The organism is Agrobacterium rubi TR3 = NBRC 13261 (assembly GCF_000739935.1).
Lineage (GTDB): Bacteria > Pseudomonadota > Alphaproteobacteria > Rhizobiales > Rhizobiaceae > Agrobacterium > Agrobacterium rubi.
In genome coordinates this window covers 513,169-539,457 of record NZ_BBJU01000007.1, presented here as the reverse complement: position 1 = coordinate 539,457, position 26,289 = coordinate 513,169, and the positions used below count along the sequence as shown (strand labels likewise).

The window sequence follows — 26,289 nt, the reverse complement described above, 5'->3', positions numbered from 1 at the left end:
CAGAAACCGATGGCATCAGTGCCATCTACCTTTCCTCCCGGAGAGAACTGCTTGAGGCTTCGGCGTCGGGCAGTTCTCCACCGGCGCATATGGGGCTTCCATGAAAAGGATATTTTCCAGCATCACGGATGGGCGCGGCTTCGACATTGGTCTGGTCGGCGTACCCTTCGCCTTCCTGTTCATTCTGGCCGGTTTGCCCCTGCTCTACAATATCCTGATGAGCTTCCAGGAAGTGGATATGTTCAGCCTGGGAAGCATCATCAGACCGTTCGTGGGCTTCAAGAATTACATCGATCTTTTCAAGCAGCCCGAAACCCTGCCCATTCTCTACAACACCGTCATCTTCGTCGTCGGCTCCATCGCCGGTCAGTTTCTTGTCGGCTTCGGGCTAGCCCTGTTTTTCTGGGTCAACTTTCCGGGTTCTTCATGGCTGCGCGGCCTGTTTCTGGTGTCCTGGGTCATGCCCGGTCTGGTTGTCGGCGCGATCTGGAACTGGATACTGTCAGGCGACTTCGGCGTACTGAATTTTTTCCTTCGGGAAAGCGGCCTGATCGACAGCAACATCTTCTGGCGCTCCGATCCACATTTCTCGCTTTGGGCGGTTATTCTTGCCAATATCTGGCTCGGAACCTCCTTCAACATGATCCTGCTATCGGTGGGACTGTCCGCCATTCCCGACGACCTCTATGAGGCGGCGGAACTCGATGGCGCCAATGCCTGGCAGCGGTTCTGGACGATCACCCTGCCAATGATGCGCTCCACGATAGGTGCGATCATTTCGCTCGGGCTGATCTTCACCCTGCAACAATTCGACCTGTTCGCCGCCATCACCGATGGCGGGCCAAACAACTCTTCCAACGTCGCGCAATATTGGGCCTGGGACCTGTCGTTCCGGCAATATGACTTTGGCAAGGGCGCGACGATCTCGGTCATCATGACCGTGTTCGTGATGGTTGCCGCCATCGTCTATGTGCGCTCCACACGTCATGAGGTGCGCGGATGACTGAAACATCTCGAAATCGCATGATGCTCGCCATCGCTATTATCATGGCAGCGATCTATCTGTTTCCGCTGTACTGGATGTACATCACCGCGCTGAAAACAGGCTCGGAGATGTTTGCCAGCCCGCCAAGCTTCTGGCCATCGACAGCACAGTGGAGCACCTTCGTCTATGTCTGGGAAAGCCGGAACATGGGGCGCTATCTGTGGAACTCGACACTGATTGCCTTCGGCTCTGTGGCGCTGATCGCCATTCTCGGCACCGGCTGTGCCTATGTTCTGGCGCGCTACCGCAACGGCTGGGTGGATATCGGGCTATTCCTCATCCTGATGCTTCAGGTTCTGCCCGCATCCCTGATGATCACGCCGATCTTCGTCGGGTTCTCGCAAGTCGGCTTGCTGGACTATCCCCGCTTCGCCGTCATTCTGGCGATTGCGGCCAAGAGCATGCCGTTCTTCGTCGTGCTGGTGCGGGCGACCTTCATGGCGGTACCGATGGAGTTGGAAGAAGCAGCGTTGGTCGACGGCAATTCCCGCATCGGTGCTTTCTTCAACATCGTGCTGCCGCTTGCCCGCAACGGCATTCTCGTCAGCGCCATACTCATCTTCATGCAGGCCTTCGGAGAGTTCGTCTATTCCAAGTCGATGATCCAGAACATCGAATTGCAGCCCGCAAGCGTCGGCCTCAACTCGTTCATGGGTCCAAACACCAGCGAATGGAACAACATCATGGCCTACGCGACCATGTATGTGACCCCGATCCTTGCCATCTTCGTCCTCTTGCAGCGCCGCATCGTTTCCGGCCTCACATCGGGAGCTCTCAAATGACCAATCAAATCGAATTGTCCGGCGTCAACAAATATTACGGTGCCTATCACGCGCTGAAGGACATCGACCTTACCATTCGCAAGGGCGCCTTCGTGGCCCTCGTGGGACCATCGGGCTGTGGGAAGTCTACGCTTTTGCGCTCTTTGGCAGGGCTTGAATCGATCTCGGCAGGTGATCTGGTGATTGCCGGTGAGCGGATGAACAACGTGCCGCCGCGCAAGCGGGATCTGGCCATGGTATTCCAGTCCTATGCGCTTTATCCGCACATGACGGTCGAGGAAAACTTGACCTATAGCCTGCGCATTCGCGGGACCAAAAAGGCAGAAGCGAGGAAAGCGGCCGAGGATGTGGCTGCCATCACCGGTCTGTCGGACCTGCTGCATCGCTATCCACGGGAGTTGTCCGGCGGGCAGCGCCAACGCGTGGCGATGAGCCGCGCCATTATCCGCAACCCCAAAGCCTTCCTGTTCGACGAGCCACTGTCCAACCTCGATGCCGCCTTGCGCGTGCATATGCGCAAAGAAATCCGGGCGCTGCACGACCGGCTGGGCGCGACATCGGTTTATGTCACGCATGACCAGATCGAGGCGATGACCATGGCCGACCATGTCGTGGTGATGCGCACAGGCGTGATCGAGCAGCAGGGGCAACCGCTTGAACTTTACGACAGGCCCGTGAACCGCTTCGTTGCAGGGTTTATCGGCTCACCGGCGATGAACTTCATTCCGGCGACAGCAGGACCGGACGGAGCAAGCCTCGTGCTTGATCTGGGCCAGCCACAGACCATCCGTCTGGACCGCGCCATCCCTCCCACTCGCAAGCTTGTCGTCGGCTTGAGGCCCGAGCATCTGACCATTACCGAAGATGGCGCAGGGGCGTTGAACGTGCCGGTCGGTCTTGTCGAATCCACCGGCTCAACGACCTACATCACGACCGCAACGACACCCGAATGCGTCGTCGTCGTGAATGGACGTGCTGCCGTTACCGGTGGCAAGACCATTGGGTTGGATTTCCGACAGGAGCATATTCACCTCTTCGACGCCGAGACGAATATGCGGATCGAATGACTTAAACGACTGCCGACTGTGTCGACGCCACAATCTCTTGCCAGGCCTCATAGGCTGAGATGACCGTCTGCATCTGCGCGGTATGACCGGCAACGAAGCTGTCTCCGTAGATCGTTTCATCCGGGTATTCGGTGATCAACGTCACCGGAACGGTGTTGCTATCATCGAATGACGAAAAGCATGGAAAGCCATTGATGGTGCGGAAACCGGTTTCGCCGGCGTGGATTTCATAGAGCCCGATCTGGCGGTTGGTACTCTTCAGAAGGCCAGGAATGGCGCTGAGATGGCGGGTGACTTTGTCGAGCAACGCTTCCGCCTGCTCGGCCCAACCATGGTGATACCGCACGATCAGGAAAAATCCTTTCGGCAATGTCCACATCTCGAAATTCCGGGGCACATAACCGGAGAGTGGCCGGGTCCATTCATGCGATGGGTAGCCGTGCAGATTGAGATGCAGGGTGGCTGCGCTCAACGCCTGCGCTTTGAAGCGTATGTCCTTCTCGTTCAGATGCGCTCCAGAATTTTCGACCGTCCGATATTCTAGATCATCGCCCAGCGCCGTATAACGTGCGGCGTGGTGCATGTGGCGGGGATTGTCGACACGGAGTCGCTGGTGGATGGCGTAACCGTCAGGATTTTCGAGCGGAGAAATCGTGAAATGAGCCCCTGCCCTCGTTTTCAGCTGACCAGCGGCGCGGAGCGCTCCAACGATACCTGTCGTCTCATTCGGGTGCTGTCCACCGCTGATCATCACGGGCGCATCGCTTCCACGCACGTAGCATGCCGAAACCTTTCGGCCTGATCGCGCATGCGCCGTGAACTCTTCGCCACCGATCTCTGCCAGCAGATATGCAATCTGAGCGACAGCAAGCGGCGCGGTGGCAGTATCAATCGCGTGATCCGTGCCATCCAGAAACGTCGTGCCAAGTGGACGGGTTTCGATGCGAACAGAAATCTCCGCGTCGCTTTTGATGACTTCGGGCACAATCTGGCCGGGTTTGAGGCCACGGTCGCCCAGCGGCCGACCGGATTTTTTCTGAAAGAATTCGAGCAGTGAGAAGTAGACGTCCTCGTGCAGCGCCTCGCGCAGGCTGACCACCTCATCGCCAATGGCAAGCGGAAAATCGTCTGAGGGATAGAGGATGCGGATGTTCAGCTCATTGAAATAGGGCTCGTAATGTCCCCAATCGTGCTTTGCAACGGCATCGATCGCACGTTCGAACAGACGCTCGTAGTCCGTCTCCAGACGCTCCCCGGCCTCATCTTCGTCACGGCGCAGCCAGCCCGTGGGGGAGACATTGGTTTCGCCGACGATATCGACATGGACTCGATTGGGAGCCAGCACCTTCAGCGTTTCGGTTCCTGAAGCGCGTTTCAGAACCACGTCGTAGAAAAATGCATCATCGTCTCGCAGGACGAAGTCGATTTTGGCCTCTCTGACCAAAGCCGCCAGGGGATACGCTTCGAGCCGGAAACGATTTGCCGGTGCCGCAGTGTGGACCGGATATGCGATTTGAACACTCTCGACGCCCGTCAGGTCGATCTCCTCCAGAAAAGCGTGGAGCAGAGGTTTGTAAGCACTGCGAATGCGGGCGTTGACGCCTCTTTCAGACAGGCGCCGCTCGGCTTCTCTGCGGCTTTGGACATCATCGAACGTCCATGCCTCAAAGGACTGGCCGGAAACCGCCTGCTTGACCAGCGCATCGAGCGTGCGCTCAAATGTCTGACTGAAAATCTCGGTCATCTCTGTTACCTCGCGGTTCTGCCAGTTGGGTCGAGGCGGTCGCGCAGCCTACCGCGCCAAGCGGATCGGTGCTTCTAGCGAGGCGCACAAAGCACATCAGATCGAGAACAAGTCTGCGGATGCCTTGAGCTTTGGACTGACAAGATCATACTCCGACTGAACAATCCCTCTCAAGGCAATTTCAGCCATGGCCACCTTGTAAGCATCCATCTTTTGAGTGGTGACCGGCTCACAGCGGGGCAGGATAATGCCTTCCCAACCATCATAGGGTATGAGCCAGTTGCCCGGAACCATCGTTGCGTTTTCCAAATAGCACTGGAGCACGAACAGCATCTCCTGATGCAACACGTCCATTCTTGATTCCGCTTCCTCACCAATCTCGTCATAGCCTTCGGCACTCCGGGTGACAGGCACGTCAAGTGCCCGCGCCATGTCGATCTCGAAATGCACGAAATCGCCATAGGGTCGCTTGCAATCGACCGTGCTCGAGCGCCAGTTCGTGGTTTGCAGCAGCCTTATATGCTCCGTTGTCACCTCAAAGCTGCTGCGACCATTCAGAGGCTTTGCCAATGTGTATGGCCCCGGCCCAAAGCGGGCATGAAGGAAAAAAGCGCATGTGACTTTTTCCAGTCTTGCGAGCGCGGTGGATGCCGGATTATCGAATGCATCCCAATATGTCGCCTCGTCCATGCCATCTGGAATGATTGCCGGTGCGCCGGATTCGCAATCGATCCAAGTCGATCTTGCGTGACGAAACCAGGCGATGTCCTCTGCGGATATACCGACCGGCTGTGGGTAACGCCACTGGCCCGCAGCCGCAGGACGCACGGAGAACGCAGCAAGCGACACGGCAATCATCGAACGTCTCGTCAATCGCATCGTTTCAAACTGGCCCATCGGTTTCTCCACAAATCAAAGGGACCTAAAATCTGTGTCTGCCACGGCAGGGGCAGACACCTCGGCACGACAAAAAAGCCAATTCGCGTCCTTTGTTGCTTTGCTCCCATACTGCCAAAAGTTTGAGCGAGAGCAAGTAGAAGCGAAACCTTTCCGCAGCCGAAACAGCCATCCCGAGCTCACGGCGAGCAAGATCGCCAAGGGCAAGGTCTTCCTCTTTCTTCGCACCATGCCCAACGACTTGTTTCTTATAACTGCGGCAGATGCAGGTCATCGCGAGCACAAAAAGGCATCGGGCCGGACTGAAATTGATGCTTTTCGAGCTTCGATTCATCTCTTACGCCTGCATGGATAGATGGATGAAGGCGGGGACGAATGGGAAAGCCGTTTTACTGGAATGAACTGAACACGCTCGATTTCGCGGGACTGTCCGTAGACCGGACGATTGCCGTGTTGCCGATCGCCTCGACGGAACAGCACGGCCCGCATCTGCCGGTGGCCACGGATGTCGCGATTGCGAATGGGATGTTGGCAGAGCTGAAAACGCAGCGACCTGATGATCTCGATTTCCTGGTCTTGCCGACACAAGAAATCGGCAAGGCCAACGAGCATGTTTACGGTCCTGGCACATTATCCTTCGGACCCGAGATCCTCATTCCGGCCTGGACGGCAATTGGCGCCAAGGTTGCTGAGGCGGGTGTTCGCAAGCTGGTAATCGTCAATTCCCATGGCGGCAATGTCGATATCATGAGCATCGTTGCGCGTGAGTTGCGTGTCGCACATCGTATGGCGGTCGTCAGCACGCAATGGGGTCGTTTCGGAAATCCTGACGGTATGATCTCCGAACACGAGCAGAAATTCGGGATTCACGGGGGTGAGGTCGAGACATCCCTCATGCTTCATTTCCGCCCTGACCTCGTGCGGATGGAGCACGCCCAGAATTTTACGTCGAAGGCCGAATGGATGAAGGAACAGTCGCGCTTGTTGCAGCCTTTGCCGCCCCATTCCTTGGCGTGGATTGCTCACGATCTCAATTTGCACGGCGTCGTCGGAAATGCGGCAGCGGGCACCGCAGCCAAGGGGGCAGCCATCTGCCGCCATCAGGTCGCGGGCTTTATCGAGCTCTTGCGCGACCTGTCCGACTATTCGCTGGACAATCTCTATGTGAAGTGAACGCCATCGGTCTTGTCCGGTTGACGCTGCGGCGGCACGTGCCCCTTCGCTTCCAACTCCGCCACGAGCTCTGCCAGTCGCGACAGCAGAAATTCGACGAAAAGGCTTGTGACCGTGTCGAGCGAAGACCGCGAGCGCGCGAAGAGCTTCATGGGCTGATGTCGAGGATGTGGGCCAGCCAAAGGGCGAAACACGAGTTCGCCCCGTCGGCATTCTGCCAAGACGTCAAGCGGATTAAGCAGCGTCAGCCCTGTGCCGAGCTTGACCAATTGCTTGAGCATATCGGACGCATTGCTCTCCACGACGGGTTGAACCGCAACGGAAAGCGGAGCGAAAGCCAAATTGATGACATTGCGAAGACTGGTGCCGGACTGCGCGAGAACCAAAGGTTCCTGAGCGACGTCTGCGAGGTCGATCGGCCCTTCACCCGCCAGACGGTGTCCTGGCGGCATGACGACGCCAATCGGTATGTCGAAATTGGCCAGTGTGCGGATGCCAGGCGTGGCGGGAATGTTGAAGCCAAGGCCGATATCCACCTCACCGGCAAGCACCGGTGAAATCGTGTTCGACGGGCCGTCATTGCGCAGATGGACATGCACTCGTGGATGCTGGGCAATAAAACTGGCGACGATCTGCGGCATCGGCCCGGCGGCAAGACCCACCGTCGCAACCATCGAGACTTTGCCGGCCTGCGGTGTTTTCAGCCCGCGAATGCGTGCTTCCATCCGTTCATAGGTTTTGAGAACCTCGCGGATATGCTCGATGCACAATTCTCCGGCTGCCGTGAGCCTCAGTCCACGTGGCATCCGCTCAAAAATCGGGGCTCCCAACTCCTCCTCCAACGCCAGGATTTGCCGGTTAACCGCGGATGACGCAACATTCAGTCGCGCAGCCGCCTTGCGGATCGAACCGCATCTGGCGATCTCATCAATGTAACGCAGTTTTCTGGAGTGCAGCACCGGCACCCTCCTTTGCTCAATTTTAAGGCGCGCTGCCATTTTCAGCAGTCTATTTTGCAAGTGATGCCGTAAAGGCATCAATGCGCACGAATTTTGATGCTTTTCAAAGATCATGGCAACCGCTCAAATGAAAGAGAACGGGCACGCCTACGATGCCGGTAACAGGGGAACGGATCGAAATGTTCAGATTTTCAGAGACAAAGAGCTGCCTGGCCGCGTTGGGTCTGTGCGCTGCGACGTTATCGGCCCAGCCGGCATCGGCGCTTGACGAAGTGCGCTACGGAACCAACTGGCTGGCGCAGGCTGAGCATGGCGGTTTTTACCAGGCCATTGCAGATGGCACTTACGAGCGGCACGGTCTCAAAGTCACAATCGTCCAAGGCGGTCCGAACGCAGCCAATCGAGCTCTCCTTTTCGCCGGAAAAGTCGATTTCTACATGAGCGGCCAGTTGGGCGACATGGATGCGCGAAAGGAAGGAATTCCGGTGGTCAGCGTGGCCTCGCTCTTCCAAAAAGACCCGCAGGTCCTGATGGCGCATCCCGATGTTGGCGTCGAAACCTTCGGGGATATGAGCAAACTCACCACCGTGTTCATGGGCAAGGAAGGGTTTGCCACCTATTTCGAATGGATGAAGAAGAATTATCCCGGTTTCAAGGAAGAGCAATATAAGCCCTACACCTTCAATCCGGCACCCTTCATTGCAGACAAGCAGTCCGCGCAACAGGGGTACCTGACGTCGGAACCCTATGAAATCGAAAAGCAGACCGGCTGGACGCCCAAGGTCTTCCTGCTCGCTGATGCGGGGTATTCGCCATATTCGACGATGATCACCGCCATGCAGAAGACGGTCGATGAAAAGCCCGACATGGTCCAGCGCTTTGTCGATGCGACATTGGAGGGTTGGTACAACTACCTCTACGGTGACAACAAAGCTGCCAATGCTCTGATCAAGAAGGACAATCCGGAAATGACGGATGGCCAGATCGCCTATTCCATCGCGAAGATGAAGGAGTACGGCATTCTCGAATCCGGGGAAGCGGCGACAAAAGGCATCGGCTGCATGACGGATGAACGATACAAGAAGTTCTTCGACGATATGGTCGCGATCGGCGTCGAACCTGCCGACCTGGACTACAAGCAAGCCTACACGACAAAGTTCGTCTGCAAGGGCGTGGGTATGGCGCTCAAGAAATAAGGAGTGCGCGGAGCACGCACTTCGGTCCTGCATGTCAGCCGTGGAATTCACGGAAAAATCAACGCCACTAGGACCCAAGTTCTTAACGCCATGATGTTTGCCAAGGCCAAGTAATGACCCTATCGCCCGTTTCGACGCTACCCATTCAAAAAGAAGGTCGCAAACGCCCGCTGGTCAGCATGATGGGTGTTTCCAAACAGTTTTCGAACGGAACGCTGGCGCTGACCGACGTATCGCTGACCATCGAGCAGGGTGAGTTTGTCAGTCTTCTCGGACCGTCCGGCTGCGGAAAATCGACGGCGTTGCGGATCATTGCCGGGCTGGGCAGTGCCACCTCCGGCACGATCGACTGGCCGAGTTCGCGCATCAATTCCAAGGGTCTGCCGGAAGGCGACATTTCCTTCGTCTTTCAGGAACCGACACTGATGCCCTGGCAGACGGTGTTCGGCAATGTCCATCTCCCCCTGAAACTGCGGGGCGTATCGAAAAACGCTGCCAAAGACGATGTGGCGCGTGCACTCGCAACCGTCGGCTTGACCGATTTTGCCAATGCCTACCCGCGGGAGCTTTCCGGCGGCATGAAGATGCGGGTCTCGATCGCGCGTGCGCTGGTGACGAAGCCAAAGCTGCTGCTGATGGACGAACCCTTCGCAGCCCTTGACGAAATCACGCGGCAAAAATTGAACGATGATGTGCTAACCCTGTGGAAGCAAACCGGCATCGCTGTCGTTTTCGTCACCCATTCGGTTTTTGAAAGCGCGTATCTGTCCAATCGTATCGTCGTCATGAAGGCGAGGCCTGGCCGCGTGCATGCAGATGTCCCGCTCGTCACCAGCCTTGAGCGCGATGCCCATTATCGCACCTCGGAGGAATATCGTCAGGCCTGCGAAAAAGTGTCCAACATGCTGATCGAAGCCATGGATGGTAAGGAGCACGAATGACCGTCAATCGCGACATGGCTTTGCGCATAACCATACCGATCGCGGTGGTGATCTTCATGATCCTGATATGGCAAGCCATCATCAGCGCCTATGCGATCCCGCAATACATTCTGCCGGGGCCGATTGCGGTGGGAAAATCGCTTTACAATGACTGGGGCACGCTGTCTCCGGCATTGCTGGTGACCACCAAGATCACCCTTCAGGCGCTGGCGCTGGCCTTGATTGGCGGGGTGGGCATTGCCATCATTCTCGTGCAGTCAAAATGGATAGAAATTGCGCTTTACCCGATCACCGTCATTCTTCAGGTGACGCCGATCGTCGCGATTGCGCCGCTGATCCTGATCTATACACCGACGACCCAGGTCGCACTGCTGATCTGCGCCTTTCTGGTGGCATTCTTCCCGATCCTGTCGAACATGGCGCAGGGTCTGAAAAGCGTCGACCATAATCTGTTGAACCTGTTCGATCTCTACGGCGCCTCGCGCTGGCAAACGCTGATCTACCTCAAACTGCCATCATCGCTGCCCTATTTCATGACGGGCCTGCGGATCGGCGGCGGGCTTGCGTTGATTGCCGCTGTGGTGGCCGAATTTGCAGCGGGTTCAGCCGGTGCTGGCTCCGGCCTCGCATTCCGGCTGCTGGAATCGCAATATCGGCTGAACATCCCTCGATTGTTTGCAGCCCTGGTGCTGTTGTCGCTGCTGGGCGTCGTCATCTTCTGCATAACCTCCTTAATTTCCTGGCTCTTCCTGCATCGCTGGCACGAGAGCAGCCTGAAAAGAGAAAATTGATGACCGATGGATTTGTGGTCCTGCCACAGGCGGACCGTTTCGCACTCACGAACGCCACCTTGCCTTCGGTTGTAGTCGAAGGGTTTCAAGCACAGGCTAGGGATGGCCTTGTTTCTGCGGACATCGTGATCGCCAATGGCATGATCGAGGCGGTCTTACCCGCGGGTTCCGCCCGTTCGGACATGCCACAGGCCGACCTTCGCGACGGCATGATTTTCCCGTGTTTCGTCGACATGCACACCCATCTGGACAAGGGCCATGTGTGGGAACGTCGGCCGAACCCCGATGGCACATTTATGGGCGCACTCGAGAACGTGCGCGCCGATCGCATCGCCCATTGGTCGCGTGATGATGTCCGCGCACGTATGGAGTTTTCACTCAAGGCAGCCTATGCCCATGGTACGAAGCTAATCCGCACGCATCTGGACAGCATTCCACCGCAGACGGATATCTCCTTTCCTCTGTTTGCGGAAATCCAGGACGAGTGGAAGGACCGCATCGCCCTGCAGGCGGTTGCTCTGCTGCCGCTTGAAAGCGTGCTCGACAAACCGGTGTTCGATGCCATCGTCGCCACCACCAAACGCCATGGCGGATTGCTGGGCGGCGCAACCCGCATCCTGCCGGATTTCGATAAAATCCTCGACACCATGTTTCGCAGCGCTGCCGATAACGGCCTCGACATCGATCTGCATGTCGATGAGACCGAGGACCGGGAAGTCTTGACGCTGGAGGCCATCGCCGACGCAAAACTTCGTCATGGTTTTCAAGGCGCCGTCACCGTGGGGCATTGCTGCTCGCTGGCGCGCCAAAACGACGACACGATAAAGCGGGTGATCGACAAGGTCGCCAAGGCGAACATCTCGGTGGTGTCCTTGCCGATGTGCAATATGTACCTTCAGGACCGCCACGCGGGCAGAACGCCGCGCTGGCGTGGCACGACTTTGTTCAAGGAACTCACCGCCGCCGGTGTGCCCACCGCCGTCGCCTCCGATAACACCCGTGATCCGTTCTATGCCTATGGCGATCTCGATGCCGTTGAGGTGTTGAGAGAAGCGGTGCGCATTCTCCATCTGGATCACCCGATCGATGAGGCCGCACGCATCGTGACCACGACGCCTGCAGACATCCTCGGACGCCGCGATATCGGCCGCATCGGCGCGGGCCTGTCCGCCGATCTCGTCCTGTTTACGGCGCGTCGGTGGAGCGAATTCCTGTCCCGTCCGCAGGCAGACCGCATCGTGATGCGCAATGGCAAGGGCATCGACCGTCGCCTGCCGGATTACCGAGACCTCGACCCCATCCTGATGAAAGAGTGACCTATGGCCGACTACGCGCAGATCAAGAGAGAACTCGACGGCATTGCGACGGAAGACAATCCGGCCCTCGTGCGCCAAAAGAGCCGGGATTTTTACTGGTACTCCCCCGTTCTGAAACGGCAGCTGGACAATGTCACCGCCGACCTCATCGTCTCGCCAAAATCAGTCGAAGAGGTCATCCAGACACTCAAGGTTGCCTATGCCCATTCCGTCCCCGTGACGCCACGCGGCGCCGGGACCGGCAATTACGGACAAGCCATGCCGCTATCGGGCGGAATCGTCCTCAATCTCATCAACATGAACGCGGTCAAGGAAATCCATCCCGGCCGCGTCATCGCTGAATCCGGTATTATCATCGCTGAGCTGGACCGCCAGACGAAAGCACATTCCAACCAGGAACTGCGCTTCCATCCGTCCACCGCCCAGTCAGCAACGATCGGCGGTTTTGTTGCGGGTGGTTCAGGCGGCGTTGGTTCCATCCACTGGGGCGGGCTGCGTGACCTTGGCAACATCCTGCGCCTGCGCGTCGTGACCATGGAAGCGGAGCCACGGGTGCTCGACCTCACCGCATGGGACCTTCAAAAAGTGACCCACGCCTATGGCACAAATGGCATCATCGTCGAGGTCGAGATGCCACTGGCACCCGCCTATGATTGGGTCGACGTTCTCGTCGGTTATGACGACTACATGGATGCGGTCCGGCTCGGCGATGCGGTCGGTCACAAGAACGGTATTCTGGTCAAGGAGATCGCGCCGATAGCAGCACCGATCCCCTACGACTATTTTCCGCGCCACAAACCGTTCATTCGCCATCGGGGTCAATCGATCTGCGTGTTCATGGTCGCACCCCAATCCATGGATGCCTTTACCGCTTTCACCGAACGTCAGAAAGGCGAGATACTGTTTCGCTCCGACAAGGTAGAAAGCATGAAAGGCATACCGCATGCCTATGAGCTTGCCTGGAACCACACGACCTTGCGCGCGCTGAAGGTCGATCCGAGCTTCACCTATCTGCAAGTGCAATATCCCGGCCCGGATCACGTCGCCAAGGTTCAAAAGATGACCGAGATTTTCGGAGATGAAGTTCCCGGCCATCTCGAATTCCTCAAATTCGATGGGCGCATTCAGTGCTCCGGTTTGCCGCTGGTGCGTTTCACGACGGAAGAGCGCCTGGAAGAGATCATCAAAATCCATCAGGACAATGGTTGCCCGATTTTCAATCCGCATCGCTATACGCTGGAGGAAGGCGGCATGAAACAGACGGACACCGTCCAGCTTGCCTTCAAGCAGGAAACCGACCCGAAGGGTTTGCTCAATCCCGGCAAAATGATCGCTTGGGAAAACCCCGACTTCGATTTTAAAAGCGGTGAGAACTATCTCTTCCCCGGTCTGGCGGAAGCAGGTGGCTGATGAAGATTTTGATCCTTCACGCCCACCCGGTGGAATCGAGTTTCGGTGCTGCCCTACACATCGAGGCCCGCGAGACCCTGCTCAAGGCGGGGCATGAGGTGGACGACTGCGATCTCTATGCGGAAAATTTCGACCCTGTGCTGACCCGCGATGAGCGCCTTGGCTACCACACGGTTCCGGCCAACATCGAGCCCGTACGCTCTTACGTCGATAGATTGCGGGCGGCCGATGCGCTGGTGATCGTGACACCCGTCTGGAATTTTGGCTGGCCAGCCATTCTGAAAGGATATTTCGACCGCGTCTGGCTTCCCGGCGTCACGTTCGACATGGATGAGGGCGACCGTGGAAAACTCACGCGCAAGCTCACCAACATCAAGAAAATCGTCGTGCTGACGACCTATGGCGGCAACCGCTTGCGGGCATTCCTTGCCGGAGACCCGCCCCGAAAGACGGCAACCCGGGTGCTGCGCGCGGTGGCCAGACCGGCAAGGGGCGTCAGCTATCTCGCCCACTACGATATGAACAACTGCACGCCTGAGACCCGCGCGAGATTTCTGGCGAAAGTCCGCGCAGAGATGCAGCGGCTGTAGACGAGCTATTGTCAGAAACGATGCGCTTCGGCTGATCCGTTAAAGCCGATCAAAAGACCTTTGCGGCAGTCACCTCGACCTCGACAAGGAATTCTTCCCGGGTGAAGCCGCCGACGATAATCAAGGTCGAGACTGGCTTCGGGTCGAGCGTAAAACGGTCGCGAACCGCCATATAGGCGGGGAAGTCCTCGCGCTTGGTTACGAAACCGGAGATGCGGATGACGTCGGCATAGGTCATGCCGGCCTCCTCCAGAATAGCGCCAATTGCCGTGAAGCATAACTCGGCCTGCGTGGTAACATCGAATGGGATCGTCTCATCCGGGCCGATCCCCAATTGGCCGGATGTGACGAGCAAGCTGGCACCAGCTGGCACGAGCAGTCCGTGATTATAAGCGCCAAACGGCTGACGAACGGAGGATGGATTGAAAACACGCTTCATATCGTACTTCTTTCAGATGACCGTAAGACACCAGCATATAAGGGTTGGTCTGTGGTTCAATCCGCTTTCACGTGTGATGTGACAGCAACCAAGTAGATGAGGCTAATCACGAAGGCGCTTCTTGACTTTACATTTAGCAAACAAGCAAATTCCATGAAATACATACTAAAATTAACTTTTATTTTCTTTCGTAAAAATTAAAAATATTCTATGCTATGGATCGGCGCAGATACCGATTAAAATTAAACATAAAATATAATTTAGTCTTACCTCACGCACACTTACGGAATTTTAACTCACAATCACACAATTGTGAGAAGTTAATACAATATTGGCTAATAACGATCATCTTGCCGGGCATTCGTCTTCGAAAGGCAAGTCATGTTCTATCCGCAAGGCAAAAGCCCCTCCTTTAGCGGTGAAAAGTTCACGCAGCGGATTGTCGTTCCGATGGCGGGTATTCTTATCATTGCTATTATCGTGGTCATTGGATTTCTTTTTGTCGCCGCAGACCGACAGAACAGTCTTGAGGTCGAATCTTCGACTAAACTTGCCCAGACAGCCCTTGCCGTCAAAACGCGCGAAGTCGCACGCAATCTCAAGGACTACGCGGTCTGGGAGGATGTCTACAACAATTTACATCTGAAAGTGGACACGGAGTGGGCTGCGACCGACGGCAACATAGGCGCAAATATTTTTGAAGGCCTTGGATATGAGGCCGCTTTTGCCATCAATCCAGCGGGTGAAACCGTCTATGCCGTCATCGATGGCGTGCCGGAAAAAATCGATGCATTCACTCTGGTTCCCGATGGTCTGCGCGATCTGGTGATGCACTCGCATGGCCAGGTGGAGCCCGTGACAGGTTTGCTACGGTCAGGCAACGACGTGCTTCTTGTCGCCGCCACGTCCATTCTTCCCCCATCTGTCGACCGGGCATCTGTTGACCCGGCAACGCTCACCTCCATCGTCTTTGCGAAGAAACTGAACCATTCTTTTCTCGAAAAAATGGGCCAGGACTATCTTCTATCAAGTCTGCGGTACGATGACGTTGCGCCAGCCGGTGCGCAAGCTGCTCTCAATCTCACCTCATATGATGGCAAGTCGTTGGGCGCCATCACATGGATTCCCGCTAAGCCGGGCTACAAGCTGCTGCCCGTTCTGGCGCCGCCATTGGCGATCTGCGTGATTATCCTTGGCGCGTTCTCTCTTCTTGTCGTGAGAAATATCCGCAGATCGACAAATGCACTGGAAGAGTCTGCGAAGACCGTGGAAGCCTATGCGCAGACGATACAGGAAAGCGAGGCGCGCTTTCGAGACGTCGCCGAGGCTTCTTCGGACTGGATATGGGAGTGCGATCCGCAGCTCCAGATGATGTTTCTATCGAGCCGCTTTTCCGATGTGACCGGTATCGCCGCAGCCAGCGTGCTGGGCAGGACCCTGCCGCAATTCTTCCAGAGCGATAGCGACAATGACGGATGGACACGGCTTCTACAGGAAACATCCGAAAGACATGCGTTCCGGGATTTGCGCTGCCTCTACAAGGATTCGTCCGGGACAGCCCGTGTCTGCCGGCTTGCCGGTCGGCCCAATTACAATGTTGCGGGACATTTCGTCGGCTTCCGGGGCACTGCAACGGATATTACCGAAGAAGTCGAGGCGCAGGCCCGTGCCAGCCACCTTGCCCTTCACGATGCGCTGACGGGACTGCCCAATCGCGTCCTGTTCCGGGAGCGCCTTAATTCCGCGCTTGCAAGCAGCGGTGCCAAACCCTCGCGCGTATCTGTCATCTGCCTGGATCTCGACCACTTCAAGGAAGTCAACGATACGCTGGGCCACGGCGCCGGGGACATCCTGCTGAGACAGCTTTCACAGCGGCTTTTGGGCTGTGTTCGCTCCACGGATACTGTCGCGCGGCTAGGCGGCGACGAGTTTGCCATCATCCAGACCGGCGTCAGCCAACCGGCGAAATCGGAACAACTCTGCCGCAGGCTCATCGAGGTGGTACGAGCACCTTTTGAAATTGACGGAAACGAGCTTCATGTCGGCGTGAGCCTTGGGATCGCATTGTGCCGAGAATCGGGCAACGACCCTGAACGCATTCTCAAGAATGCAGACATAGCGCTCTACCGTGCAAAACAGGCTGGCCGAGCGACCTATCGTATTTTCGAAGCCCACATGGATCAGGAATTGCAGGATCGCAAATCACTGGAACATGATTTGCGCCAGGCAATGCTCAAGAACCAGCTGGAGCTTCACTACCAGCCGCTTATCGACATCAGCACGAAAAAAGTTGTTACCGTCGAAGCCCTGATCCGTTGGCGCCACCCAGTCCGCGGGATCGTGCCTCCGATCGATTTCATTCCGCTGGCGGAAGAGACGAACCTGATCGTCCCCATCGGCGAATGGGTTCTGGAAACGGCGTGCAAGCAAGCCTTGAGTTGGCCGGATCTGCGGGTCGCCGTCAATCTGTCGCCGGTTCAGTTCCGAAATCGCGAACTGGTCGAGGTGGTCAAGGATGTCCTCAAACGCACCGGCCTGGAACCGTCGCGTCTTGAACTGGAGATAACCGAAAGCGTCCTGATCAACGATGTCAGCTCGGCACTCGCGACGTTGACCGCCCTCAAGGATTTGGGCGTGAAGATTGCCATGGATGACTTTGGAACCGGCTATTCCTCGCTGGGTTACCTGAACTCCTTCCCCTTCGACAAGATCAAGATCGACAAATCCTTCATCGGCGACATGAGCGACAAGGACAAGTCCGGAGCAATCGTCAAGTCGGTCATCAGTCTCGGCCAAAGCCTCAACATGGTAACGACAGCTGAAGGCGTGGAGACTGCCGAACAGGCAGCCTTCCTGAAGGAAGAGGGTTGCGATCAGTTGCAGGGATACTTCTTCAGTCGGCCGATCACGGCAATCGAATTGACGAGTTTCATGACCGAGTGGAACGAGCGCGACAGCGACAGAGAACTCAACGTCAGCGTTGCGGCCTAAAAAACGATAACAAACAAAACGACCACAGGGACAGACTATGAACGCGCAGAGTTTACGCCTCCTCGACCTCGAGCCGGCCAACGATACCACGACGCTTGAACCACACATCGATACAGCTCTGCCGCAGATAGAGCGGGCCCGTCGCATCGGCTCGCCTTTGGAGGTTTTCGAAAGCGTCGATGCGATCATCGCCGACCTTCGTCCCACGGAACCGGTCTTTTGCCTGGAGCCTGCGAAAATCAGGCAGGCGGCCAAGCGCTTCAGTGTGTTTCCCGGTCGGCCGCTCTATGCCGTAAAATGTAATCCGCATCCGTTTGTTCTGGAAACGCTCTTCAAGTCCGGCATCACCGACTTCGATGTCGCCTCCCTTGAAGAAGTTCGCCTGATCGACAGCCTGTTTGGCAGTTCTGCCGGACAGTTCTTCAACAACCCGGCCAAATCACGCCCGGCAATCCGCACGGCCTCGTTCAATCACGGCATCCGTTTTTATACGGCCGATTGCGAAGAAGAGATCGAAAAGATCTTCCAGGAGGCGGATTTCGACAGTGACCTCATGGTTGCCGTTCGCCTGGCAACCAAGCCAGCCGATGCGCGCTATGTCTTGTCTACCAAATTCGGTGCCCAGCCGGATGATGCTGCCCGGATGCTGAAAATCATCCAACAGCGTGGGGCAAAGGCGGGAATTTCCTTCCACGTCGGATCGCAATGCCTTGCGCCGGAAGCCTTTTCGGCAGCTGTCACGCTTGCCGCGAAGGTCTCTCGTACCGCAGGCGTGCCTTTGAGTGTGCTCAATGTGGGTGGGGGCTTCCCCGCAGCCTATCCGGGAGACCGTGTGCAAGGGTTGGAACACTATTTCGCGCAGATCGTCCACGCCCGCCGCGGGATCGACCTGCCGCATGGCTGCATCGTCCTGTGCGAGCCGGGACGCTCCCTTGTTGCGGAAGCAGGAACGACCATCGTTCAGGTGGTGGTGCGGCGCGACCGGGCGATCTACATCAATGATGGCGTGTTCGGCACCTTGCAGGAACTGACGCATCCCAAAGAAACACGCCCTGTCCGATTGATCCGTCACCACGCCCGACCTGCTGCCCCGATGGGCAGTTTCAAGGTTTATGGTCCGACATGCGATTCCAACGACGTTCTCGGCGCACCCTTGACCCTTCCCAACGATGTTCAGGAAGGTGACTGGATTGAAATCGGAATGATGGGTGCGTATAGCCTTTCGATGCGGACCCACTTCAACGGGTTCCACACCGATAAAATCGTTTCGCTGGGCGAATAGGCTCATCAACCCATGGTCAATACTCCCAAACGCGCCGGTCGTTTAACCGCGTCCTTGATCGGAGCCGTGGGAGTTATTCTGTGGGCGACGGAAACGATGCTCGTCACCCTGACGACATCGATCCCGCCGCTTCAGACCGTCGCGCTGGCATTCATGTTTTCGGCGGCCATGTCGCCTGCCGTCTGGTTTTTGACCGGAAGCCACCCGCTTGAGGCCTTTCGACAGCCGCTGCGCGTCTGGGTGTTTACCGTGGTTTCGCTCGTCGGTTATCACAGCTGCATCTACTACGCCACGCAGCAGGCGCCGCCAGCGGCGGCGGCCTTGCTCCAGTCCACCACGCCTTTGATGATCGTTCTGGGCTCTGCGTTTCTTCCCGGCGAACGTCTTCGATGGTGGCACGTCATCGGGGCCTTGTTGGGCTTTGTCGGCGTCACGCTTCTGGTCGAAACCGGAGGCGAAGGTGCCTCGGCCAGCTCGTCGTTTTTCTATCTCGCCCTGATTGGCGTGGCCGCTGGCCTGTGGGGTCTTTATTCCGTCGTCGCGCGGACGTTGCCGGATGTGCCTTCGTCTACGCTCGGAATGTTCTACGCCGCCTCAGCCGTGATCACATTTGCGGCGCATCTTCTTCTGGAAAGCTGGGTACCGCCTCAGCCAACGGAGTGGTTGGCGGTTGCGGGTCTCGGGATTTTTCCGATGGGCCTTGCCATCTATTTTTGGGATTTCGGCCTCAAACGCGGGGATATTCAGGCGCTTGGCGCATTCTCCTATGTCGAGCCCTTCATTGGCGCCGTCTTGGTCGCCCTGTTTACCGGCGCGACACTGAGCTTGTCTCTGTTCTGGTCTGGACTTCTGGTCGTGACCGGTGCGGTGATTGCCAGCGCGGGCCTTTGGAGAAAAACACAAGCCACATACCCGATTGCCACTCCATCACCCCTGCCCCAGAGTTGGCTCAACTGCGTGAGTGCAATCAGCTCTCAAGCCGATCTTGATCATGCAACGAACTGCGTCATCGAGCGCATAGTGGTCATTGGTCGCGACTATGGTGACCCACGCGCCCATGATCGCGAAATGAAGGAACTGCTGTTTGCACTCGGCTGCCTGGTGCAAATCTGGGATGCGTTGCAGTCTGAGCCGGAAGACAGTACCGAGCCGAGAGCCGCGTGCACGCTGGTGGCATGACGAGAAACACGGTGTAGCCTGTTACACGCGTGAGCAAACGCCCTCATCAAGGACACAAAGAACTCCAATAACTGAAGGTCTTTGAAGTGAACCGGAGGCGTCAGTGAACAGATCTATCTCTGGTATGATTGCTTTGGCCATCGCCATCTTCGCGATGCCTTCGCTCGCATCGGCCGCGATTACAGCGCCGTTCACCCAACGCGCGCCCAGCGATGCTGCAATGTCATCGGATTGCACTGCACCACCCGAGGCGATCGTCAGTCTTGCAATCACCTCCAAGTATGGCGGCGATGGGCCTCAGCGAGACACGATCGATCCAGAGGCTGATCGCACCTTCAAAAAGCAAATGAAGCCTATCAGAGCGTTTTCCCAGCAGGTGGTCAAAATGGCGAACCGCTATACGTTGCGAGGCAGAATTGCCGATGCGCAATGCGCGCTTTCATGGCTGGATGCCTGGGCGCAAGCTGAGGCCTTGTCCAAGATGGATAACCCCAATGCGGAGTTTGAACGTGCCCAAACGCTCGCTGGGCTCAGCATCGCGCTGTTGCAAGTCGAACCTGCTATGCGCGATGATGCCCGCTTTGCGACCGTCACCAGATGGATGACCGGCTTGGCCACATCGACCAACGCATTCTTCGATGCCACGCGCGATCAGCTCAAGGGTTCGCGCAACAACCACGCCTATTGGGCCGCGCTGGCTTCAGCCGGAGTGGCAACTGTGGCTGACAACGAAGCTCTGCTAGACTGGTCTGTGCAAACCTATCAGCGTGGCGTCTGCGGAGCGACCGCGCAAGGCGGATTGCCGCTGGAACTGGAGCGCGGTAAGAAGGCTCTCGAATACCACCTGTTTGCGCTGAATGCCCTGGTGCCTGTCGCGGCATTTGCCGAGGCCAATGGCATTTCGGCTTACAATATGTGCGGCGGCGCATTGCACAAAATCGTCAATTTCACCTTGCAGTCAATCCGCGATCCAGCAGCGATGGCCTCTGCCGCTGGCAAGGAACAGGAGCCTTTTGTGAACGGGATGCCCTCAGCCCAAGATTTGGCATTTCTGGAAATCTATCATCGTGCCTTTCCGGATACAGCTCCGATGGAGAGCGAATTCTTGAAGCTGCGCCCGTTTTTTGCCACCCCTTTGGGCGGAAATCAGACCTTGCTTTACCAGAAATAGTAAAGCCTTCGGCTTGGTCGCTACAAGACCGCCAATTCTGCATTGACACGATCCCGCCACGCTCGATTTTTAACGAGCTCCGGTGGGAAAAGGCCTGCTACCTCAAAGAAGGGCGCAGAAGGGTCCAAACTGACAGCTTTTTTGGATGCCGCCAGTATCTCTGGCTTTCTTGGATCATTTAAATCTCCACGCTTGTGGATGGACGCGATCCAGACGGCGACGGCATAGGCGAATTCTGCCGCATCGTCACCGGCGGCAAGCGTCTCGATCGCGGCAGCCAGAATGCGCTGCGGCAGTTTCTGGCTGGTGTCCATGGCAATCTGTTCGTTGCGGTGCGCGATGGTCGGGTTTTTAAAACGCTCGATAAGCTCGTTTCGATAGGACGGCAGATCGATGCCGGGAACGCTGTCCAAGGTTTTGGCGGCAGCATCCATATGGCGCTTCACCTTGTCCACGAATGCCGGTACCGCCATGACATCGCGGACGAATTCCAGATCGTGCAGAATGCCCAGATGCGCAATCAGCGTGTGCGAGCCGTTCAGCAGCCGAAGCTTCATGTTTTCATAGGGTTCGACCGATGGCGCAAAGACAGCGCCTGCGGCCTCCCACTCCGGACGACCGGAGATGAAGTCATCCTCGATTACCCATTGCAAGAACGGCTCGGTTTCGAGGGCGAGATGATCGTCTACGCCGAGCAGACGAGCGGCGCGTTCGCGTGTTTCATCCGTCGCCGCTGGTACGATGCGGTCGACCATGCTGCACGGAAACCGACCTTCCGCGGCAATCCAACGCGCCAGTTCAGGGTCACGCCGCTCTGCCATGTCGAGGACGAGGCGACGCACCACATGGCCATTAGACGGCAAATTATCGCAGCACAGAACCGTGAAAGGCGCGATGCCCCGCTGCTGGCGTCTGGCAAGACCTTCCACCAAATAGCCCACGGCACCGACGGGAGCATGCGGGTTTTCAAGATCAGCGGCCACGGATGGATGTTTGAGGTCAAGTCCACCCGTCATAGGGTCCAGCCCGTAGGCTTTTTCGCTAACGGTGAGTGTGACGATGCGGATATCCGGGCTGGCGAGGTAGGTGAGCACATCCTCGCCCGCGTCTGCGGCGCACAGCCAATCGACCGTCGCTCCGATCACCTCAGCGCGATCGCCGTCTGCGCTGCGGACGATAACGGAATAGAGGCCGTCCTGTTCTGCAAGCGCTTGAACGGGGTCGCGAGAGCGCAGATTGACCGCGACGATGCCCCAGGGACCAAAATTCTTTTCGAGGGCTCTTTGCGTGAAGACGGCCTGATGTGCCCTGTGAAAAGCGCCAAGACCGATATGCACGATTCCAGGCTTCAAAGCCTTGGCGTCATAGGCTGGCCCGGAAACGCTGTCCGGCAGGATGGTGGAGGACGATAGTCTGTTCATGGTGCTATACTCGACCGTATCGTGGATGAAGAAGGGCACGTTCTATGCCGCGCAGTTCGGCCAAGCCTTTGAGGCGGCCGATTGCGGGATAACCGGGCTGCGCATCGCGCGTCACGTCGTCCAGAATTTCCTGCCCGTGGTCAGGGCGCATGGCGATGCGGTGGTCTTCGCGACCTTCCGCCCGCCTGCGTTTTTCCTCTTCCAACAGCGTTGCGATGACCGCGACCATATCGGTCGCCCCCTCCAGATGCTCATCTTCGAAGAAGGAGCATGGCACGGTGTCTGTCTCGCGCGTGACGTTGCGCAGATGGACGAAGTGGATTCGGTCGGCAAATGTCTTTGCGATAAACGGCAGGTCGTTGTCCTTATGCGCGCCAAGCGAACCGGTGCAAAGGGTGACGCCATTGGCGCGACTGTCCACCTGCCCCAGCATATGCGCGTAATCCTCTTGCGTCGAGAGAATGCGCGGCAAGCCCAGCAATGGCCAAGGCGGATCATCGCCGTGGGCGCAGATATTGATGCCCACCTCTTCCGCGACCGGCACGACGTCAGACAGGAAATCCACCAGATGGGATTGTAGCCGCGTACGGTCCACGCCTTGGTAGGTCCGCAGCTTTTCCAGAAGCTGTTCGAGTGTGTAGCCATCTGCCGAACCCGGCAATCCCGCGCTGATGTTGAGGCCAAGAGCGATGATCTTGGTATCCGGCATCTGCGAAAAGCGTTTGGCAGCTTCTTCCATCAGCCACTCTGGATAATCATCCCGGGCGTCGGGGCGCTTCAGGATGTGAATGTCGAAAGCTGCAAAATCCGTGAGGTCGAACCGCATGGCTTTCGCGCCGTGCCGAGTCTCCCAACGCAGATCGGTGCGTGTCCAGTCCAGAACCGGCATGAAGTTGTAGCAAACGGTACGGATACCGCTGGCCGACAGGCGTCGTAACGTTTCCTGCCAGTTGGCGATATGGGATTTCCAGTCACCGGTCTGGGTTTTGATATCCTCGGAAACCGGCACGCTTTCCACAACGTCCCAATAAAGACCACCAGCCTCGATGGCTTCGTGGCGCTTGGCAATCTCATCGACGGGCCAAACGGCACCGGTTTCGATGTGATGAAGGGCGCTGACGATACCCTCCGCGCCCGCCTGGGCGGCATCGCGCACAGTGACCTTGTCGATCGGCCCGAACCAGCGCCATGTGTGCTTCATCTTTAAACCCTCTCGACATGAACAGGCTCAGCCAAACGCATGCGTTCAGAAGCTCAGAGCTCCTCACCCCTATCGCTCGATAATGATTTTCAGCGCGCCGGGATGGTCGTTCCAGTATGGCAGCGCTTTTTCAGCCTCATGAAACGGAAAGACATCGGTAATGAGCGCATCGGCAGTATCACCAATTGTCTCGAGGTGGGCTATGACCTCGTGGAAATCGGCCATATTCGCGTTGCGCGACCCCATGATATCAAGTTCCTTGAGATTGAAGAACTTGGAATCGTAGGTGACCGGTGCTTTCGAATATCCGATATAGACGACACGTCCGCCATAGCAGGCAAGATCAATGGACTGGGTGAAGGTCTGTGGCAAGCCGACGGCCTCAAACACGACATCTGCACCGTCACTATCGGTCCATGCATCGATCACGGCGGAAACGTCTTCTGTCAGTGGATCGATGGTTTTGGTCGCGCCAAAATCGGCAGCAAGCGCCCGTTTTTCCGCACTCGGTTCAATCGCGACGACCTCGGCACCCTGTTTGACGGAGGCGATGACGGTTCCCATACCGATCATGCCGCAACCAATGACGACCACGCGGTCTGCTGTCTCGACACGCCCGCGTCGGACGGCATGAAAACCGACGGACAAAGGCTCGACAAGGGCGAGCCTGCGAGGCGGAAGAGTGTCGTTGGCAATCAATTTGGCCTCTGGCAGCACAATTTCTTCGGCAAGGCCGCCATCCTGCTGCACGCCAAGGGTCTTATTGTAACGGCAAGCGTTGACACGACCCTTGCGGCAGGATGAGCACGTGCCGCAACTGGTGTAGGGCATGACGATGACACGAGTGCCTGCCCGAAGATGGTCTCCAACGGCAGAACCGACCTCGACAACTTCCCCGCCGATTTCATGCCCGGGAATGCGCGGCAGAGATACGAGAGGGTTCAATCCCCTGAACGTGTTGAGATCGCTGCCGCACAATCCGACATGGCGAACGTTGACCCGAACGTCGTTTGCACCCAACGTCTTGCTGTCTATCGTGTGAAACCGCGCGACCTGATTGCTTTCTATCATCAGAGCCTTGATCATCGTGGTGGTACTTTCATAACTTGTCGCCAGCACGACCTGCGGGCGTTGACATATTGACTGAAAATCATCTGTGCGGTCGCTTACATCACGGCACCGATTTGCCACGGTACGAACTCGTTATCGCCAAGCCCCAAAGTCTCGCTGCACGTATGCTCGCCAGACGCAGTCCGCAGAATGAGATCGAAGAGGTTTGCCCCTGCTTCCTCAAGCGTCGAGGTCCCGTCAACGACGACGCCGGCGTTGAAGTCCATGTCAAGTTCCATGCGGCGGTAAAGCCCGGTGGTGGTGGCGATCTTCAAGGATGGGGTCGGCTTGCATCCGTAGGTCGAGCCGCGTCCGGTGGTGAAACAGATCAGATTGGCCCCACCGGCCACCTGGCCTGTGGCCGAGACCGGGTCGTAGCCGGGCGTGTCCATGAAGACGAGGCCCTTCTGTGTCACGGGTTCGGCGTATTGATACACCTCCATCAGGCCCGTTCGCCCAGCCTTGGCGACAGCGCCAAGCGACTTTTCGAGAATGGTCGTAATGCCACCCGCCTTGTTGCCGGGTGACGGATTGTTGTTCATGTCACCATGATTTTCAGCCGTATATTTCTCCCACCAGTCGATACGCTCCAGAAGCTTCGCACCGACCTCGGGCGTGGCGGCACGGGCCGTCAGCAGATGTTCGGCACCGTAGATCTCCGGGGTTTCCGACAGGATCGCCGTTGCGCCATTTGCCACGAGCATGTCAACCGCAACGCCCAGCACGGGATTGCCGCTAATCCCTGAATATCCGTCTGAGCCGCCGCATTGCAAACCGAGTGTCAGCTTGTCTGCGCTCACGCTTTCACGTTGTTGCGCATTGGCCGATGGGAGCATGGCGTAAACCGCCGCAATGCCCGCGTCGATGGCCGCCTGGGTTCCACCGGAATCCTGAATGGTCATCGAGCGGATCAACCCCTCTGCGCGCGGTGTGACCCCACCCATCAAAGACTGTATCTGATTGACCTCGCAGCCGAGGCCAATGAAGACGACGCCTGCGAAATTGGCGTGGTTGGCATAGCCGGACAATGTGCGCCGCAGAATGTCAAAACCAAGTCCCAGCCCCATGCCACAGCCGGTCCCATGCACGATGGCGACCACGCCATCGACATTTGGATAGGCCGCCAGCTTTTCCTTGGTGAATGCGGCTGCGACCATGCGACAAACGGTGGCCGAGCAGTTCACACTCGACATGACAGCAATATAGTTGCGGGTCGCAACCTGCCCGTTGGCGCGCTTGTAGCCCTTGAAGGTTGCCTTCGCATCGATGGTCGTCGGCACGTAGTTCTTGCCGATACCATGACCAAGGTGGAGAACGGCCATGCCGAGATTGTGGACGTGGACGTGTTCCCCCGCTTTGATCGGCGCAGTGGCGTGACCGATGATCTGGCCGAACTTCAAGACCGGCTCATCCGCTTGAATGTCACGCAGCGCGATCTTGTGGCCGTTGGGGATATCGTTGACAGCTTGGATGGTCTTACCACCCGCAAGCACGCTGGAACCAGCGGGCACAGCGCTGAAGACAACTGCCACGGAATCGATATCTTGCAGTATGATGGCCTGTGATGTCTGGTTCAGCATGTCC

General features: G+C 57.2%; 23 protein-coding genes. 15 read left to right on the top strand and 8 right to left on the bottom strand.

The window, feature by feature from the left end; translation table 11 throughout:
* The first annotated feature begins 100 nt into the window (after positions 1-100).
* From RRU01S_RS06960 to RRU01S_RS06950, 3 genes are read left to right on the top strand one after another with little or no spacing between them, the layout of a single operon-like run.
* Positions 101-1,003, top strand: a complete 903-nt coding sequence (locus RRU01S_RS06960; RefSeq protein WP_045229477.1) for a carbohydrate ABC transporter permease — start codon at positions 101-103, stop codon at positions 1,001-1,003.
* Complete coding sequence (locus RRU01S_RS06955; RefSeq protein ID WP_045229476.1) at positions 1,000-1,827, top strand: carbohydrate ABC transporter permease; 828 nt, start codon at positions 1,000-1,002, stop codon at positions 1,825-1,827. Before RRU01S_RS06960 ends, RRU01S_RS06955 begins: the two co-directional genes overlap by 4 nt.
* Positions 1,824-2,894: an ABC transporter ATP-binding protein gene (locus RRU01S_RS06950; protein ID WP_045229475.1), complete on the top strand. Its 1,071-nt coding sequence runs from the start codon at positions 1,824-1,826 to the stop codon at positions 2,892-2,894. The genes RRU01S_RS06955 and RRU01S_RS06950 overlap by 4 nt, the downstream gene beginning before the upstream one ends.
* A gap of 1 nt (position 2,895) precedes the next feature.
* On the opposite strand, the gene RRU01S_RS06945 is transcribed toward RRU01S_RS06950, so the two are convergent.
* Entirely contained in the window at positions 2,896-4,638 is a 1,743-nt protein-coding gene (locus tag RRU01S_RS06945; protein ID WP_045229474.1) for a M14 family metallopeptidase, read from the bottom strand.
* A 96-nt stretch (positions 4,639-4,734) separates the two neighbouring features.
* Positions 4,735-5,535 carry a hypothetical protein gene (locus RRU01S_RS06940; protein ID WP_045229473.1) on the bottom strand — a complete coding sequence of 267 codons (801 nt, stop codon included), beginning with the start codon at positions 5,533-5,535 and terminating at the stop codon, positions 4,735-4,737.
* A 34-nt stretch (positions 5,536-5,569) separates the two neighbouring features.
* Here RRU01S_RS06940 and RRU01S_RS06935 point away from each other — a divergent pair, with 34 nt between their 5' ends.
* Together RRU01S_RS06935 and RRU01S_RS06930 are read left to right on the top strand one after the other, a co-directional pair.
* On the top strand, positions 5,570-5,890 hold the full coding sequence (locus RRU01S_RS06935) for a hypothetical protein (RefSeq protein WP_045229472.1): 321 nt from the start codon (positions 5,570-5,572) through the stop codon (positions 5,888-5,890).
* A gap of 20 nt (positions 5,891-5,910) precedes the next feature.
* On the top strand, positions 5,911-6,708 hold the full coding sequence (locus tag RRU01S_RS06930) for a creatininase family protein (RefSeq protein ID WP_045229471.1): 798 nt from the start codon (positions 5,911-5,913) through the stop codon (positions 6,706-6,708).
* On the opposite strand, the gene RRU01S_RS06925 is transcribed toward RRU01S_RS06930, so the two are convergent.
* Positions 6,696-7,667, bottom strand: coding sequence for a LysR family transcriptional regulator (locus tag RRU01S_RS06925; RefSeq protein ID WP_045229470.1), 972 nt, complete (start codon positions 7,665-7,667; stop codon positions 6,696-6,698). The two genes, RRU01S_RS06930 and RRU01S_RS06925, sit on opposite strands and share 13 nt — an antisense overlap.
* A gap of 179 nt (positions 7,668-7,846) precedes the next feature.
* On the opposite strand from RRU01S_RS06925, the gene RRU01S_RS06920 reads away from it, so the two are divergent.
* The 6 genes from RRU01S_RS06920 to RRU01S_RS06895 all read left to right on the top strand — a co-directional run bounded on the left by RRU01S_RS06920 (position 7,847) and on the right by RRU01S_RS06895 (position 13,911).
* Positions 7,847-8,863, top strand: coding sequence for an ABC transporter substrate-binding protein (locus RRU01S_RS06920; protein ID WP_045229670.1), 1,017 nt, complete (start codon positions 7,847-7,849; stop codon positions 8,861-8,863).
* Positions 8,864-8,976: 113 nt separating this feature from the next.
* A complete protein-coding gene (locus RRU01S_RS06915; RefSeq protein WP_045229469.1) occupies positions 8,977-9,804 on the top strand; it encodes an ABC transporter ATP-binding protein in 828 nt (275 codons plus the stop codon).
* Positions 9,801-10,595 carry an ABC transporter permease gene (locus tag RRU01S_RS06910; RefSeq protein WP_045229468.1) on the top strand — a complete coding sequence of 265 codons (795 nt, stop codon included), beginning with the start codon at positions 9,801-9,803 and terminating at the stop codon, positions 10,593-10,595. Before RRU01S_RS06915 ends, RRU01S_RS06910 begins: the two co-directional genes overlap by 4 nt.
* A complete protein-coding gene (locus RRU01S_RS06905; RefSeq protein ID WP_045229467.1) occupies positions 10,595-11,911 on the top strand; it encodes a cytosine deaminase in 1,317 nt (438 codons plus the stop codon). The genes RRU01S_RS06910 and RRU01S_RS06905 overlap by 1 nt, the downstream gene beginning before the upstream one ends.
* A 3-nt stretch (positions 11,912-11,914) precedes the next feature.
* Complete coding sequence (locus tag RRU01S_RS06900) at positions 11,915-13,321, top strand: FAD-binding oxidoreductase (protein WP_045229466.1); 1,407 nt, start codon at positions 11,915-11,917, stop codon at positions 13,319-13,321.
* Positions 13,321-13,911, top strand: a complete 591-nt coding sequence (locus RRU01S_RS06895; protein ID WP_045229465.1) for an NAD(P)H-dependent oxidoreductase — start codon at positions 13,321-13,323, stop codon at positions 13,909-13,911. Before RRU01S_RS06900 ends, RRU01S_RS06895 begins: the two co-directional genes overlap by 1 nt.
* Positions 13,912-13,960: 49 nt before the next feature.
* On the opposite strand, the gene RRU01S_RS06890 is transcribed toward RRU01S_RS06895, so the two are convergent.
* Positions 13,961-14,350 (bottom strand): RidA family protein, encoded by a 390-nt coding sequence (locus RRU01S_RS06890; protein ID WP_045229464.1) that lies wholly within the window; start codon positions 14,348-14,350, stop codon positions 13,961-13,963.
* A 381-nt stretch (positions 14,351-14,731) separates the two neighbouring features.
* Here RRU01S_RS06890 and RRU01S_RS06885 point away from each other — a divergent pair, with 381 nt between their 5' ends.
* The 4 genes from RRU01S_RS06885 to RRU01S_RS06870 all read left to right on the top strand — a co-directional run bounded on the left by RRU01S_RS06885 (position 14,732) and on the right by RRU01S_RS06870 (position 20,973).
* The gene (locus RRU01S_RS06885; protein ID WP_045229463.1) at positions 14,732-17,341 is read left to right on the top strand and encodes a bifunctional diguanylate cyclase/phosphodiesterase; all 2,610 of its coding nucleotides are present in this window, start codon (positions 14,732-14,734) and stop codon (positions 17,339-17,341) included.
* Between the two features lie 37 nt (positions 17,342-17,378).
* A complete protein-coding gene (locus RRU01S_RS06880) occupies positions 17,379-18,623 on the top strand; it encodes a type III PLP-dependent enzyme (RefSeq protein WP_052815998.1) in 1,245 nt (414 codons plus the stop codon).
* A gap of 12 nt (positions 18,624-18,635) precedes the next feature.
* Entirely contained in the window at positions 18,636-19,802 is a 1,167-nt protein-coding gene (locus RRU01S_RS06875; RefSeq protein WP_045229462.1) for a DMT family transporter, read from the top strand.
* Positions 19,803-19,905: 103 nt separating this feature from the next.
* Positions 19,906-20,973, top strand: coding sequence for an alginate lyase family protein (locus RRU01S_RS06870; RefSeq protein ID WP_131367772.1), 1,068 nt, complete (start codon positions 19,906-19,908; stop codon positions 20,971-20,973).
* A 20-nt stretch (positions 20,974-20,993) separates the two neighbouring features.
* Here the strand turns inward: RRU01S_RS06870 and RRU01S_RS06865 are convergent, their stop codons facing one another.
* The 4 genes from RRU01S_RS06865 to RRU01S_RS06850 form a co-directional block, all read right to left on the bottom strand.
* The gene (locus RRU01S_RS06865) at positions 20,994-22,394 is read right to left on the bottom strand and encodes a mannitol dehydrogenase family protein (RefSeq protein WP_045229460.1); all 1,401 of its coding nucleotides are present in this window, start codon (positions 22,392-22,394) and stop codon (positions 20,994-20,996) included.
* 4 nt (positions 22,395-22,398) lie between these two features.
* Positions 22,399-23,595, bottom strand: a complete 1,197-nt coding sequence (uxuA, locus tag RRU01S_RS06860; RefSeq protein WP_045229459.1) for a mannonate dehydratase — start codon at positions 23,593-23,595, stop codon at positions 22,399-22,401.
* A gap of 69 nt (positions 23,596-23,664) precedes the next feature.
* Positions 23,665-24,666: a zinc-binding alcohol dehydrogenase family protein gene (locus RRU01S_RS06855; protein WP_234902031.1), complete on the bottom strand. Its 1,002-nt coding sequence runs from the start codon at positions 24,664-24,666 to the stop codon at positions 23,665-23,667.
* Positions 24,667-24,761: 95 nt separating this feature from the next.
* Positions 24,762-26,285: a UxaA family hydrolase gene (locus tag RRU01S_RS06850; RefSeq protein WP_045229458.1), complete on the bottom strand. Its 1,524-nt coding sequence runs from the start codon at positions 26,283-26,285 to the stop codon at positions 24,762-24,764.
* Positions 26,286-26,289 lie beyond the last annotated feature (4 nt).